Origin of the sequence: Bacillus sp. SH7-1, from assembly GCF_008042405.1 — a bacterium.
Classification (GTDB): domain Bacteria; phylum Bacillota; class Bacilli; order Bacillales; family Bacillaceae_G; genus Bacillus_A; species Bacillus_A thuringiensis_N.
In genome coordinates, this window is record NZ_QNUD01000009.1 from 243872 (window position 1) to 258210 (window position 14339).

The following is a 14339-nucleotide window of genomic DNA, read 5'->3' on the forward strand; positions in this document are numbered from 1 at the left end:
AGGTTTATTTTTTCTCACCCATTTTTTCCAAATACATTAATGCATCATCCAGTGTATCAACTGGCACAACTTTCATTTTTGTTTTAATATCTTTCGCAGCCTCAAGTGCATCTTTATAATTCGATTTCTCCGCACCTTTTTCATTTGGTGCAAAGAACACTTCAGCACCAGCATCACTTGCAGCAACTACTTTTTGTTGAATACCACCAATCGGGCCAATTTCTCCTTTTTCATTAATCGTACCTGTTCCAGCTATTTCATGCCCTTTTGTTAAATCCTCTTCCACAAGTTGATTATATATTTCTAATGTAAACATTAGACCTGCCGATGGTCCACCTATTTCATGAGAATCAATTTTCACTTTCGGATCTACCACTAATTCTCTTTCCGTAACGATAGAAACACCTATACCAACACGTCCATTTCCATTCGGAATGGTCTTTACATTTAAACTTTCTTTTAATTGTTTTCCATTCCTCTTGTACTCAATATTTACTGTGTCTCCTTCTTTTTTCCCTGTCATATATTCAATAAATTGCTCCGTCTTTTCAAATGTTTTTCCATCGACAGCTATGATGACATCTCCAAGTTTAAGCTTCCCTTCTGACGGCATTCCTTTCGCTACACCAGCAACCAATACACCTTGATTTTCAAAAGAAACCGTACGATTTGCACGTTTATAAGCATTATAGATTGCTGCATTTTGCGAATCTTTCATCGCATAATTTTGGCGAAATTGATATTCTTCATCACTCTCACCTTTTTGCAATATTTCTTCCGCTTTCGAAATATGTGTATATTTATTAAACTGTGCCGCTATTAAATTCACTACATTTGCCGGTCCCATCGAAACCGTAACAAGCATAAAATCACCAGATTCTTTTGTTCCCCCCTCAACTTGAACGTAAGGCTCTAATTTGGCAGCCATTCCTGGTTTTGTTACATAATACGGTAAACGTACATAAACAAGTAACATCGCCAATATAACCCCTATTAAAATTGCATATATAAACCGAAAACGTTTAAACATTATGTTTCTCCTTCCACTGCTCAATTAATAAATAGATATTTGCAACATGTTTTTCCGCTTCTACCTCTCCAACTCGAATAATGTCTTCAATGTTTGTAAAAGCACGCGAACTAAATTGTTCTACAGCTGGTCGCATCATTAAATCAGATGCAATTTGTCGATTCATCACAAGCTCATGTTGCATAATTTCAATACTCTGCATAATCACGTCATAAATAGACGTAACCTCTCCATTTACTTCAATCGGTGATACATCAACAGCAATGACAATATCGGCACCTAACTCTTTCACAACCGATACCGGAATGCGATCAATCACTCCGCCATCCACCAATAACCGTCCATCTATTTTCTCTGGTACAAACACTCCAGGAACAGATATGCTAGCCCTCACCGCATCTGCAACTGGCCCACTTGTAAAAACCACTTTTTCCCCCTTCAATATGTCAGTAGCCACAACAGCCGTCGGGATATCTAACTCTTCTAAATTTTTATTATATGTAAACATTTTAATCATATCTTTGACACGTTTTCCAGCTATAAATCCCATTTTCGGAACCGTAAAATCTAAATAATATTTCCTCTTAAAAACATTTGCCAGTTTATACAATCTTTCAACGTTTGAGCTCGCTGCATAAAATGTACCTACTAAAGCCCCCATACTACTTCCTGCAATCATATGAATCGGTATACCATTTTCCCTTAAAACTTTTATAACACCAATATGAGCAAACCCTTTTGCGCCCCCAGATCCAAGAGCTAAGCCAATTTTCGGTTCTGTCATTTTTCTCACCCTTTAATTTTTTTCATTCCTTTTTCATACTTATGGTCTAAATTCACTACGTATCCACGTATACTGAAATGAACGTTTTTTGGGACAAAGGGGGATTTACTTACATGTATGAAAAATGGAAAACGGCTTTCCTTACCATATCAACACTTTTTTTAACCTTTTCTCTTGTACTTCACCCCCAAGCTGCTTTACAAGCTTCCATTCGAGGGTTAAATATATGGTGGGAAGTTGTATTCCCTTCACTTTTACCTTTTTTCATCATTGCGGAACTTCTTATTAGTATTGGTGTTGTAAAATTTATAGGCGTTATATTAGAACCACTCATGCGGCCACTGTTTCGCGTTCCAGGGATAGGTGGATTCGTTTGGGCAATGGGAATGGCTTCAGGATTCCCTGCTGGCGCCAAATTAAGCGCTAGACTACGCAAAAGCAATCAACTAACACAAATCGAAGCAGAGCGTCTCGTATCTTTTACAAACTCATCTAATCCACTTTTTATTTTCGGAGCTGTTTCTATCGGTTTTTTCAATAATCCGAAATTAGGAATCGTATTAGCTGCTGCACATTATTTAAGTAATTTTGCCGTCGGGTTACTAATGCGTTTTTACGGCAGTAAAAACATTCCCAAGAATGATCAACATACTACTAAAAAACGCCCTTTTCAAAACCCTTTTTCAATCCTACACGAGACGCGCATGCTAGAAAAGAGACCAATAGGAAAATTACTGGGGGACGCTATCGTTTCTTCTATTCAAACACTACTTATGATTGGTGGATTTATTATTTTATTCTCTGTTTTAAATAAAATGATTACTGTATTTCATATTACAGCAGCCCTCTCTTTTATTATGCAACATATTTTATCATTCTTCCAACTAACTACCGAATTTAGTATTCCGATATTATCTGGCATTTTTGAAATGACTCTCGGAAGCCAAATGATTAGTCAAATAAATGCAATACCCCTCCTGCATCAAGCTATGGTAACAAGCTTTATTTTAGCATTTAGCGGCCTTTCTATTCAGGCACAAGTTGCTAGCATATTAGCTGAAACAGACATCAGATTTAAGCCCTATTTTTTCGCACGAATTATCCAAAGTATTCTTGCCCCTATTTTTACTTTTATATTTTGGAAACCATTTTATGAAAAAGTAAGCTCTTTTTCACCTATGCAAAAAGATATCCCCGTCTTTTTATCGAATCACTCTTCTATACTGCATGAAATTTGGACATCTTTTGTACACTATGGACCGATATTTACATTATTTTGTTTATATGTATATGTTATCTTATTATTTTTTCGGAGCCACAAAGAAAAACCCCGTTCACTTTAACGGGGTTTGAAACTTTTCTTTTAAAGCACGTTCTACAACAGGAGGCACAAGATCTACCACGCTTCCTCCATATCTCGCAACTTCTTTCACAATGCTTGAGCTTAAAAATGAATATTGGTTGTTTGTCATAATAAAGAAGGTTTCAATGTTTTCATCTAATTTTCGATTCATAGAAGTAATCTGCATCTCATATTCAAAATCAGAAACCGCTCGTAAACCACGTAAAATTGCATTGGCATTACGCATTTTTGCATACTCCACTAATAATCCGCTATGCGAATCCACTTTTACATTTGGGATATCCTTTGTTGCTTCACGAATTAAATCTAGGCGTTCTTCAACTGAAAAGAACGGTTTTTTTGATGAATTGTTTAAAACGACTACGTACACTTCATCAAACACTTTCGCTCCCCTTTTAATAATATCCAGATGCCCAAGGGTAATTGGATCAAAACTCCCTGAAGAAATAGCTATACTTGTCATTCTGTCTCCTCACCTTCATACTTATAAATCGATATTGCTGTAATCCCATAGTTTTCAGCTCTTACTTTTACAAGATCCCCTATAGAATCAGGTAAAACCACATCATTACCATGCTCTGACATAATTAATCCATCTCTATGTAGCAATCCATGTTGATCTATAACACTAATTAAAGATACAATTTTTTGATCTTTATATGGAGGATCTATTAGTATAAGGTCGAATGACATTTCACGCTTTATGAGTGCTTTGACCGCACGCTCAGCATCATTTCGATATACTTCAGCTTGTTCCTTTATTCTGCAACTTTCTAAATTTTGATGAATGACTTTTATTGCTTTATTATCTCGATCAACAAAAATTGCTTTATCAATCCCTCTACTTATAGCCTCGATTCCAAGACCACCACTACCGCCAAATAAATCAAGAGCAATACCACCATCAAAATAAGGACCTATCATATTAAAAATTGATTCTTTTACTTTATCTGTCGTTGGACGTGTTGTATTACCTGGCACCGCTTTAAGTGGGTGCCCTTTACATTTTCCTGAAACTACTCTCATCTGTTGTCACTACCTTTATTTCAATCTAACGAGCAATTATAGAAAACCCTTCTCTATTCAGTAACCGCTACCAAACTATACTAGTCTGTTCATCTTTCAACGAACACTAAGAGAACTTAGCTTAAAATAACCACTCTGCATTTTTATGTATTCATCTCACCATTCGCTAACACGAATCCATTATGTATATTCGTTTCACTTTATCCCGCGTTAACGCCCAATTGGTGAAGGCTAATAATCAGCAAGGAATACCCCGTCGATTAAAGTTTCACTTTACCTTTTTTATCCTATCATAAAATAAAAAAAAGAAAAATAAAAAGCCCAACATAAAATTTAATTTCATAATGTATATCTTTATTTAGATTGGACATAAATAATTATAACAACATCACCTTCGATGTTGTTGCCAACCGCGGAGAAGACTTACGTTTCCCCATAAGTTCTTCCTCCGGTTTCTCCTCTCCCTTTGCCTTCTTACTAGTATATGCTAGTATAAGAAGGGCCCTGCTTTGCAGGGTTTTTTTTATTTGTCTACTTTTCATTTAAAAAGCGAGATGATACAGTAAAAGAAAGAGGAGGAAAAAATATGATTCAACGCTTTATAGAACTCGGAGAAGGCTACTCTGATTTATATGAATTACTTGAAATTGCCAAAGCAAATCAAGAACGTATAGCACATATGTTACAATTTGAAACGATTAAAAATGAAAAAAAAGTGTGCTCACTTGTTGTAATATTAAAACCAACTACTACTGGTGATTTCCAACCATTATACATATGTCGTGAAGGCATTCCTGTACTTGAAAATAAAAAAAGTAAACGCGTCATTTTATTTGAAGAAACGGCAGAACAACTAGGAAAAAAAGTAACTACCTTTACGGTAAAACCATCCACAACTTTCCCAGAAAAAGAACTGTTTTTCAACCATTTAATTGGTATTTTACGAATGAATAATTTCATTCCTCCAATGAAATAAAGTGTTATTTCAAATGAAAAATCCCCCACTAAAATTAGCAGGGGATTTTTTCTATTAGCTATAATCGTATTCCTTCGCCCGATCAGGACGTGAATTTTCAAATTCCGTTTTTAAATACGGGCGGTACGACTGTTCTATCTTTTTCACAAAAGGAAGTTTATTCAACTTTTGCATCATATGCTCAATTTGTTCCATATCACAATATACTACTGCGTATTTTAAGCGTTTTGATATGTAATGTATGTTACCATATTTCCTTAAAATCTTGGCATGTTTCAATGAATGTAAATAAACAATCATACTTTGTCGTTGCCCGAACATAATCTTCTCCATCTTCTCCTTTTAAAAACATATATTTTATATTTCATGAAAACCAATCAGAAATTTATGACATTACAGGACAAACTCTGTATACGTTTTCTTCTATCTTCTAAAAAACGGGGTAAATTACCCCGTTTTTTTACAGCCGCAACCTCCGCCGGTACCACAACCGCCACCACAGCCACCAGCATCAAAAAATGGATTTCCTGTTGGAACTTTGATGGAAGAAGACACCTCAGAACCGATTGCTACACTAACTTCATCTAACAACTTTTGCAAAGCCGTTTCTACTCGTTTAAAAGCTGCAATCTTATCGTGTAAGTCTACAGAACGCTTTAACTCCCTCATTTTCGTCGAAACGAAAGTATAGTCAGGATGGTATTTACCGAAACGTTGTACTTCTTCATATCGTTCTTTCATCGCTGTAAATTGCTGAATTAACGTCTGAACTTCCATATCTTCATGCAATTCTTTATAACACTTACGATAATCTTCTGCTATATCTGAACAGATGATCGCTTTTGCAAGCTGCTCTGCCTTATCTAATATTAATACGCTTTCTAGCGTCGCTACAATCATGAGAGACACCTCCGAGTACTCATCATACCACATTTAGAATAGAACTACTAATTGAAGTGTCTCACTAAATAGAAAGATATCATTCTAACTATTTTTATATAATGTGAGCACACACTTATACATTAATATGTTCCGCAATATTATATTTAAGGACATCCCATTTCCCACTATTTTCGTTCACATAACTAATACAGGCGTTTTTTAACGGTGTTTTAAACGTAATATCTTCTGGTGCAATTGCATGTAAAATTGCTTTTATCGCATGTGAATGGGCTACAATGATAATACGTTTGCCAGAATGAGTTTCTGCAACATCTTTTACCGCAGCAAAACAACGAGCTACAATCTCTTCATCTTGCTCCATACCTTCTACTTTACCTTCTGCAATTAATTCCCTAACAGTCGCAACCGGCTTCCCAGAAGCTTCACCAAAATTACGTTCAACAAATCGCTCATCTAATAAAATTGATTGTAATCCAGTTGCCCCTGCAATTTCCTTAGCTGTTTCTTGCGCTCTAATTAATGGGCTACTTATAATGATATCCCATGCCTCCGCTTGCAAAGCAGCTGCACTTTGACTTGCTTGCTTCTTCCCCACTTCGTTAAGCGGAATATCTTCACGTCCCTGAATAATCTCTTGAAAATTCCAATCAGTTTGTCCATGTCGTACTAAACAAATTTCCGTCATGCTCATGCTGCAACTCCTTTTTAAATAATCCGCTTCTATTGTATCAAAAGTTCTGCATGACGGACATAGTTTTCCCTTCCAATTATGTTGCATTTTGCTGCTTCATATACTGAAACATATCAATCATAATGGAAGCAACTGCCAATTGATTTTGAAATTTCTCAACTTTATCTGGTATCGTTTTTTTGAAATGTTGCATAGCCGCTAACTCAAATGCCTCTTTTTCTTCAGGGTTTCGCGTTAGTTTTCTATACCAATACGGTTGCTCCCTAATATAGCGAGATAAATCCTCATCAGCCTTTATAAACTCCATAATTTCTGCTCTCATCCTCTTTCCCCCTAATCCTTCTGAAAGAAAAATGGATTATTTTCGGTAGTACTCTCTTCTTGCTGTGTGCGGTTTCCTTGAAATTGTTGAATAACTTGTTGCACACTACCAATAGCACTCGTCACATTGGCTAAATGATGTTGCATTTGTTCCACATCTAGCTTTTTAAAGAAAGAAAGCATTTGTCCCATCACATCAGCAGTTTTTTCCTCTTCAGTTCGATTATCTTTTTCTTTTTCTTTTTTATTTTCTTTTACTGAAGAAAAAGCAGGCGCTCCATCAGGTCTAAAATTTGCCCATATCGGATCTTCCTCACCAAGTAAGTACCATTCCTCATAAAACTGTTGCCAAGTTTTGTGACCACTTCTAACCTCATGAACCATTTTAGGGTGATGGTTTACAAACTCTTTAAACTGTTGAACCGATGGATGTAACGGTCCTTTTGTTGTTGGCATAATCCTCACCTCTTCATGTATATCTACTATATAATAAGAAAAAAAAGGCGCATGGTTCGCCTATTTTTAGACGATTCATGCACCTTTTTATCCTACTATTTGCATAGGGGCAGATTCCCCCCTACAATTCATTGAATATGAAGTCATTATCCGGGAGGTGTCCCTTTCACAACTTACAATCTCAACTTACAATCTCAATTTACTTTCGAATAAAGTTTTGTGTATAAAACTTATCGTATACCCCAACACCTAACCCTGTAAATTGTTCATTCAATAAATTCTTTCTATGCCCCTCACTATTTAACCAGCCTTGCAACGCTGCAATTCCATCACTATGTTGCGCTGCTATATTCTCACCAGCAAGTTGAAATCCTACTTTCCCACGCTGTAAACGATCTCCTAACGTACCTAATGTAGGTGAATCGTGTGAAAAGTAATTATTATCCTTCATATCTTTACTATGACCAATAGCCACATCCGCTGTTTGTTGATCCCAAGCTAACAATGGTAACTTATGACGACTTCGAATAATATTCGTTAAATCAAAAATTTGCTGCATATTCCCATTCTCTATTTGTTTCATTTTATCTGGAGTCAATGGTTGTTCTGCTAGTAATTCCCCCGAATAAACAAGCTGATACGGTCTTTGACGTAATAATGTTTCGTCATCCATATAACGAACACCAACAAGCTCATGTGTAAAATGATCAAAATATAATTGTGCCCAGCCATCTTCTACAGGTATTAATGGTTGTTCCATCACTTCGGTATCAGATAACTCAAATTGATAACTATTTTTCCCTCTTTTCAACGAAATCTCATGAGAAAGTGGATTCTTTTTATACACGTCTTCATACTTTTCATTTATATAATAAGGCGGCACCTTAACTTGCTCACCAGCAACATACGCCGTTACAACTTTACGTTCAGCAACCCCAAATTGAACATACTGAGCTAAATCTTGACTGTATACCCACCATTCATATCCGTAAGCAGATGGCTCTATTCGAGAAGGTTCGCCCCACTTTGCTAATAAATTTTCAGAGTCCCCACCAATCATATTTAAAACAGTATCGGAAGAGTCTTCATTTACTTGTTTTTTCTTTTTCACAATTTTATTTTCTTGCTTTGATTGAGATGGGGTTAATATATATTGTGAAACGAGTAATTTCCCGTATAAATCAACAGCTAAAATTAAAAATGTAATCATTACGATACGCAATAATTTCTTCAATCGATATACCTCCTGCACAAAACATAAAATTGAGATATACACAAATCCTTTTCTTTCCTTTTTTGTGTGTACCGTACTCTTTTCACTATATCATATTTTCGCAAAAAAAGTCTGGATTATCCCTTTTCTCTCAATATGAATTGCACTTTCTTATTATTCATACTATTATAAAAATAATGATGTAACATTAAAAGAGGAGGTATTATATGCAATTTACAAATACGAAATTTAATGGGGCAGTCGTTGATTTAACACTATTAACAGAGATTATGGAAAAGAACCATTTTGTACTTGCTGGACAGTGGGATTATGAACGAGTTACATACGATTATAAATTTGAAATATTAAATGATGTTTATTATTTGCGTGTACAAGGTTTAGCTGTTGAAGGTGACATTGGTAGTAGACACGCTGAAATAAAGCTACTTCCTCCCTTGTTAGGTAAACATTATTATCCTCACGGCGTTGAATATGGTGATGGCGAAACTTTCCCAACGAATGTACTTCAAAAAAGTGAACAGCTCCTACAAAATATCGAAAAAGAGTTAAAAGAATTCGAAATCATTGAATAAAATAAAAGTGAGTGCATCAATATGATGCACTCACTTTTATTTCGTTTGTAAATACGGCGGTAATTTCTGCAACTGCTCTTTATCCTTTTCACGCTCTCGACGTGCCCATCGAAAGAATACATAGCCGATAATTGTACCATACACTATTTCCTGGACAATTTTCATGATAATGCCGCCTGTTTGTTGATCTTGTACGACTGGCATCCAGTGTAAAAATTCTGGTCCAGTTATATTTAAATCTGATAAAGTTCCTGCTGGTACACATAATTCCATCGCCTTCATCCAAGCAGCCGGATCCGTATATGTTGCAAACAGCGGTGCAGTCGCAAAAATGATTAACGCGCAAGCTGGCGTTAATAATATACCATTAGCAAACATATAACCAAGTTTCTTTATATCACTTAACGTTTGATATTCTGGTAATGGATTTAGCATCGGCCACCACATCATGATCGCCGTAAAGAACAATATAGCTAGACAAATAGGATGAGCAATTTGACTTTGTTTTACTGTATCAAAAACAACTGGTAAATGATAAAAAGAAAACAGGCCATTAAATACAAACAATGCAATAAGTGGCTTAGCAAATACCTTTAATATAATTTGAACGAACTTAAAGGAAGTAATATAACGATATAACCAAACTGGTATACCAAGCAACAATAACGGCGGAACTGCAATATACATAACTGCCATTTCAAACATATGTGCACTAAATATAATATGACCAATTAAATCAATAGGCCCTCCCTTTACAAAATACAAAAGAACAATCCCGGTCGTAAAATAGAAAACTTGCTTCTTACTTACCTTTGTCGCATGTTCAAATCGCATTCTATATGGCCCAATAATTAAAAAGTACCCAATAAGGATCGAAAGCATAAATAATAAAAAGATTGGACTCCATAGAGCTTGAAAACCAAATATCCACAAGTTACTCATTGTCACACCTACCTTCTTAAGGTTATCCTTTCACATAATATGAAGAGGGAGCTGTGACAACACAAGCTCCCTCTTCACTTTTCAAATCCATACTATTGTCATAAAAGCTAAAATTGTAATTAACCCGATTAACAGACCAGAATAAAGAAAGAAACTTGCCGCTTCATGTCCTCTATGACTCATATGCATAAAATAATACAATTGAAAAATTACTTGTACCACTGCTAATAGTAAAATAAATGGTACTGAGAAAGTCGGACTAAACGTTTTCGGATATGCTACTGCTACAAATGCAACTAATGTTAAAAAAATCATTAATGCAAATGTAATAACTTGATGCTTCATTTCCTCTGCACTTTTCCTCTTCCGATAAACAAGATCAACTTTAGGATTATTTGTTTGCTTTATCGCCATTTGTTTATCCCACCATTCCCATTAAATATACTACAGTGAAAATAAACACCCAAACTACGTCAATAAAGTGCCAATAAATCGATGCAACATAAAACTTCGGTGCATTGTATAAATTTAGACCCCTCTTCGCATTTCTAAAGATTAATGTTAAAATCCAACACAACCCAAACAATACGTGGAGTCCATGTGTACCAACAAGAGCATAAAACGCGGAACCAAACGCACTACTTCTCATAGTATGCTTAAATTCATGCGTATAATGATAAAACTCATATATCTCAAACCCTAAGAATCCTAAACCTAGCAACACTGTGACTAGTAGCCAAAGTTGCATTTTTTTAAAGTTAAAGTTTTTCATATGATACATCGCATATACGCTCGTTAAGCTACTCGTTAATAAAAGCATCGTCATAATGAAAACGAGTGGCATTTGAAACATCTCTTGAGATGTCGGTCCACCATTTGTAGAATTCTTCAACGCTAAATATGTGCCAAACAAGGAAGCGAACAATACTGTTTCGCCTCCAAGAAATAACCAAAAACCGACAAACTTATTTTTCCCCTCAAGGGTTGCTTTTTCAGGCTCTGCTGGAAATGTTTCATTCGTTAATTTTTCATCTACATGCATTATGCCTTGCCCCCCTTATCTTCTAAATCTTCCTTATGAATATGATATCCATGATCATCTATTACTGAACGTAGGAACATTGTGCCAAATGTAATGATTAAACCAATAATTGCTACTAATAACCAAAACTTATCTTTTCCACCCTGCATATACATTGCACCAAATGCCGCTATAAACAACCCTAACGAAATGATAAATGGTGAAAATGATGGATTTGGCATATGAATATCACCAACTGGTTCCGCCGCTGTCATCTCTTTATTCCCTTCACGTTTTTCAATCCAAAACGGATCTAATCCGCGAACAAATGGTAATTGTTTAAAGTTATATTCCGGTGTAGGTGCTGGCATTGTCCATTCTAATGTACGTGCATCCCATGGATCACGACCAGCCTTTTCTTTTGATACCGTTGTTTTAATTACATTGAATAGAAGAACAATCGTTCCAAGAGCCATAAACACCGCTCCAATAGAACTAATCATATTCCCCATCTCCAATCCTTGCCCTTCAAGATATGTGTAGTAACGACGCGGCATACCAATTAACCCTAGGAAATGCTGAATAAAGAACGTTAAATGGAAACCGATAAAGAATAGCCAAAACGTTATCTTCCCTAACGTTTCATTCAATACTTTATTAAACATGAGTGGCCAATAATAATGAGCCCCTGCAAGTAAACCAAATACAACACCGCCAACGATTACATAATGAAAGTGCGCTACTACGAAATAGTTATCATGAAATTGATAATCAGCTGGTGCAGATGCTAGCATTACACCTGTAACTCCGCCCATTACGAATGATGGAATGAAAGCTACTGCCCACATCATCGGTGTCGTAAAACGAATACTTCCGCCCCACATCGTAAAGAGCCAGTTGAATATTTTAATACCGGTCGGAACCGCAATTGCCATTGTTGCAACTGAGAAAATAGCATTTGCAACTGGACCAAGCCCAACAGTAAACATATGATGCGCCCATACCATAAATCCTAAGAATCCAATTAATACTGTCGCAAACACCATCGACGAATAACCAAATAATCGTTTTTTCGAAAATGTAGCGAAGATTTCTGAGAATATTCCGAAAGCTGGGAGTATAAGAATGTATACTTCTGGATGACCGAAAATCCAGAATAAATGCTCCCATATAATTGTATTCCCGCCCAATGCTGGATTAAAGAAACTTGTTCCAAATAAACGATCTAACATCAAAAGTCCTAATCCTACAGTTAACGGCGGAAAAGCGAATAATATTAACGAAGATGTTACAAATGTCGTCCATGTAAACATCGGCATACGCATATACGTCATTCCTGGCGCACGCATATTAATAATGGTTACAAGAAAGTTAATACCTCCAATTAATGTACCAATACCGGAGATTTGCAAGCCGAGTACATAAAAATCAACACCATGGCCTTTAGAGGCTAAAGCTAAAGATGCATAAGATGTCCATCCTGCATCAGGTGCTCCACCTAAAAACCAACTTAAATTTAAAAATACTCCACCAAAGAAAAACAACCAAAATCCGAGTGAATTCAAAAACGGGAACGCTACATCACGTGCACCAATTTGAAGTGGTACAGCGGCGTTCATAAATGCAAACACGAGTGGCATAGCTGCGAGGAAAATCATTGTTGTACCGTGCATCGTTAATACTTGATTATAAGCATCCCCAACAAGAAAAGCGTTGTTAGGAATCGCTAATTGAAGGCGAATAAATAGAGCTTCTATTCCGCCTATTACAAAAAACAATCCACCTGCAATTAAATAGAGAATGGCAATCTTTTTATGGTCTACTGTCGTTAAATAATCCCATATGACAGCACCCATCCCCTGTTTTTTTGCTACAGAACTCACGTTTTCAACCTCCCCTTCGCGAATAATCCCTCTTTACTTTTCAACTTTTAACGTTTGTAAGTATGCATTTAATGCATCAATTTGATCATCCGTTAAGTTGCCATATTTACCAGTCATTTTATTTCCTGGTTTCATATTTTCAGGATCTTTCAGCCATTTTTTTAAGTTTTCTTCATTGTTTTCGGCAATACCGGCAACCATATCGCGATCCGCAAAGTTTGCTAAGTTTGGTGCGATACGAGCGGAAGGTGGTCTACTATCATTAGATCCAACTGCGTGACAACCAATACAGCTTTTATTAAATATTTCTTGGCCCTCTTGCGCCTTTGTTGAAGCTACTTCTTTCTTCCCATCAATCTTCTTCATATCAGCAAGCCACTTTTTGTACTCGCTTTCATCTAAAGCTTTCACTTTGAATTGCATTAAAGAATGTGATGGGCCGCAAAATTCTGTACAAAAACCATTATAAGTGCCCGATTTGTCTGCTTTTAACCACATTTTGTTCACATTATCTGTATTTGTATCCATTTTCCCAGCTAAAGATGGAACCCAAAATGAATGTTTAATATCGGCACCCTTCAAATTCAAATACACTTTCTTACCTGTGGGGATGACTAAATCTTGAGAAGTTACTATTTTTTCTGATTTATAAGAAAATTCCCACCAATAAAGATTCGCTGTTACATCAACAACGATAGTATCTTTATCAATATTCTTTTTCTCCATCGCACTTACATCAGCAAGTTTGAATGTATATGTAACCGTCGGAACAGCTAAGATTAACAAAAGAATAATCGGAATAACTGTCCATATAATTTCTAGTTTGTGATTCCCTTCAACTTGCTCCGGAATATAATCTTCCTGACCCTTCTTTTGTCGGAAACGCACAATTACATATAAGAAAATAATAGTAACTACTAGTACTACTCCTACCATAATCGCAGTTGCGAGTAAGAGCAAATCATATTGCATTTTTGCTACTTCTCCTTGCGGAATTAAAGTAGATTGAAAGGCTTTACCGCATCCCCCTAACAGTAAAGCCAGCAGTGAAACGAACGAAAGCAGTCGCCACTGTTTCTTCATACAAACAACCCCCACTTTCCTTGTGAATTAGATTGTACTTTATAGTTAAGTAAA

The 14339-nt window shown here is 36.1% G+C and carries 18 protein-coding genes; 3 read left to right on the plus strand and 15 right to left on the minus strand.

Annotated features, from left to right (window positions below; translation table 11 throughout):
- Positions 1 to 4: 4 nt before the first annotated feature.
- Both DN390_RS10155 and DN390_RS10160 read right to left on the minus strand, forming a co-directional pair.
- Positions 5 to 1030: a SepM family pheromone-processing serine protease gene (locus DN390_RS10155; protein ID WP_060632049.1), complete on the minus strand. Its 1026-nt coding sequence runs from the start codon at positions 1028 to 1030 to the stop codon at positions 5 to 7.
- Complete coding sequence (locus tag DN390_RS10160) at positions 1023 to 1814, minus strand: patatin-like phospholipase family protein (RefSeq protein WP_098264583.1); 792 nt, start codon at positions 1812 to 1814, stop codon at positions 1023 to 1025. Before DN390_RS10160 ends, DN390_RS10155 begins: the two co-directional genes overlap by 8 nt.
- 113 nt (positions 1815 to 1927) lie before the next feature.
- On the opposite strand from DN390_RS10160, the gene ylbJ reads away from it, so the two are divergent.
- Positions 1928 to 3157 (plus strand): sporulation integral membrane protein YlbJ, encoded by a 1230-nt coding sequence (gene ylbJ, locus DN390_RS10165; protein ID WP_147807291.1) that lies wholly within the window; start codon positions 1928 to 1930, stop codon positions 3155 to 3157.
- Here ylbJ and coaD read toward each other — a convergent pair.
- A complete protein-coding gene (coaD, locus tag DN390_RS10170; protein WP_000200598.1) occupies positions 3149 to 3640 on the minus strand; it encodes a pantetheine-phosphate adenylyltransferase in 492 nt (163 codons plus the stop codon). The two genes, ylbJ and coaD, sit on opposite strands and share 9 nt — an antisense overlap.
- Positions 3637 to 4203, minus strand: a complete 567-nt coding sequence (rsmD, locus tag DN390_RS10175; RefSeq protein ID WP_097950723.1) for a 16S rRNA (guanine(966)-N(2))-methyltransferase RsmD — start codon at positions 4201 to 4203, stop codon at positions 3637 to 3639. The genes coaD and rsmD overlap by 4 nt, the downstream gene beginning before the upstream one ends.
- Before the next feature lie 586 nt (positions 4204 to 4789).
- Between rsmD and DN390_RS10180 the strand changes: the two genes are divergently transcribed.
- Entirely contained in the window at positions 4790 to 5179 is a 390-nt protein-coding gene (locus DN390_RS10180; RefSeq protein ID WP_001972633.1) for a DUF7147 family protein, read from the plus strand.
- A gap of 54 nt (positions 5180 to 5233) precedes the next feature.
- Here the strand turns inward: DN390_RS10180 and DN390_RS10185 are convergent, their stop codons facing one another.
- The 6 genes from DN390_RS10185 to DN390_RS10210 form a co-directional block, all read right to left on the minus strand.
- Complete coding sequence (locus tag DN390_RS10185) at positions 5234 to 5500, minus strand: YlbG family protein (RefSeq protein ID WP_002080814.1); 267 nt, start codon at positions 5498 to 5500, stop codon at positions 5234 to 5236.
- A gap of 126 nt (positions 5501 to 5626) precedes the next feature.
- Positions 5627 to 6079 (minus strand): YlbF/YmcA family competence regulator, encoded by a 453-nt coding sequence (locus DN390_RS10190; RefSeq protein WP_000634353.1) that lies wholly within the window; start codon positions 6077 to 6079, stop codon positions 5627 to 5629.
- A 115-nt stretch (positions 6080 to 6194) separates the two neighbouring features.
- Positions 6195 to 6767, minus strand: coding sequence for a histidine phosphatase family protein (locus DN390_RS10195; RefSeq protein ID WP_060633175.1), 573 nt, complete (start codon positions 6765 to 6767; stop codon positions 6195 to 6197).
- A gap of 82 nt (positions 6768 to 6849) precedes the next feature.
- Positions 6850 to 7095: a YlbE-like family protein gene (locus DN390_RS10200; RefSeq protein WP_001200990.1), complete on the minus strand. Its 246-nt coding sequence runs from the start codon at positions 7093 to 7095 to the stop codon at positions 6850 to 6852.
- Positions 7096 to 7106: 11 nt separating this feature from the next.
- Positions 7107 to 7550, minus strand: coding sequence for a YlbD family protein (gene ylbD / locus DN390_RS10205; RefSeq protein ID WP_147807292.1), 444 nt, complete (start codon positions 7548 to 7550; stop codon positions 7107 to 7109).
- Positions 7551 to 7749: 199 nt separating this feature from the next.
- On the minus strand, positions 7750 to 8784 hold the full coding sequence (locus tag DN390_RS10210; protein ID WP_060632056.1) for a CAP domain-containing protein: 1035 nt from the start codon (positions 8782 to 8784) through the stop codon (positions 7750 to 7752).
- Positions 8785 to 8990: 206 nt separating this feature from the next.
- Between DN390_RS10210 and DN390_RS10215 the strand changes: the two genes are divergently transcribed.
- Complete coding sequence (locus tag DN390_RS10215) at positions 8991 to 9356, plus strand: YugN family protein (protein ID WP_060632057.1); 366 nt, start codon at positions 8991 to 8993, stop codon at positions 9354 to 9356.
- A 36-nt stretch (positions 9357 to 9392) separates the two neighbouring features.
- On the opposite strand, the gene ctaG is transcribed toward DN390_RS10215, so the two are convergent.
- The 5 genes from ctaG to coxB all read right to left on the minus strand — a co-directional run bounded on the left by ctaG (position 9393) and on the right by coxB (position 14285).
- Positions 9393 to 10298: a cytochrome c oxidase assembly factor CtaG gene (gene ctaG, locus DN390_RS10220; protein ID WP_060632058.1), complete on the minus strand. Its 906-nt coding sequence runs from the start codon at positions 10296 to 10298 to the stop codon at positions 9393 to 9395.
- A gap of 81 nt (positions 10299 to 10379) precedes the next feature.
- Positions 10380 to 10712, minus strand: a complete 333-nt coding sequence (ctaF, locus tag DN390_RS10225) for a cytochrome c oxidase subunit IVB (protein ID WP_060632059.1) — start codon at positions 10710 to 10712, stop codon at positions 10380 to 10382.
- A 4-nt stretch (positions 10713 to 10716) separates the two neighbouring features.
- The gene (ctaE, locus tag DN390_RS10230; protein WP_000557861.1) at positions 10717 to 11340 is read right to left on the minus strand and encodes a cytochrome c oxidase subunit III; all 624 of its coding nucleotides are present in this window, start codon (positions 11338 to 11340) and stop codon (positions 10717 to 10719) included.
- On the minus strand, positions 11340 to 13175 hold the full coding sequence (gene ctaD / locus DN390_RS10235) for a cytochrome c oxidase subunit I (RefSeq protein WP_170955056.1): 1836 nt from the start codon (positions 13173 to 13175) through the stop codon (positions 11340 to 11342). The genes ctaE and ctaD overlap by 1 nt, the downstream gene beginning before the upstream one ends.
- Positions 13176 to 13235: 60 nt before the next feature.
- Complete coding sequence (gene coxB / locus DN390_RS10240) at positions 13236 to 14285, minus strand: cytochrome c oxidase subunit II (RefSeq protein WP_000745278.1); 1050 nt, start codon at positions 14283 to 14285, stop codon at positions 13236 to 13238.
- Positions 14286 to 14339 lie beyond the last annotated feature (54 nt).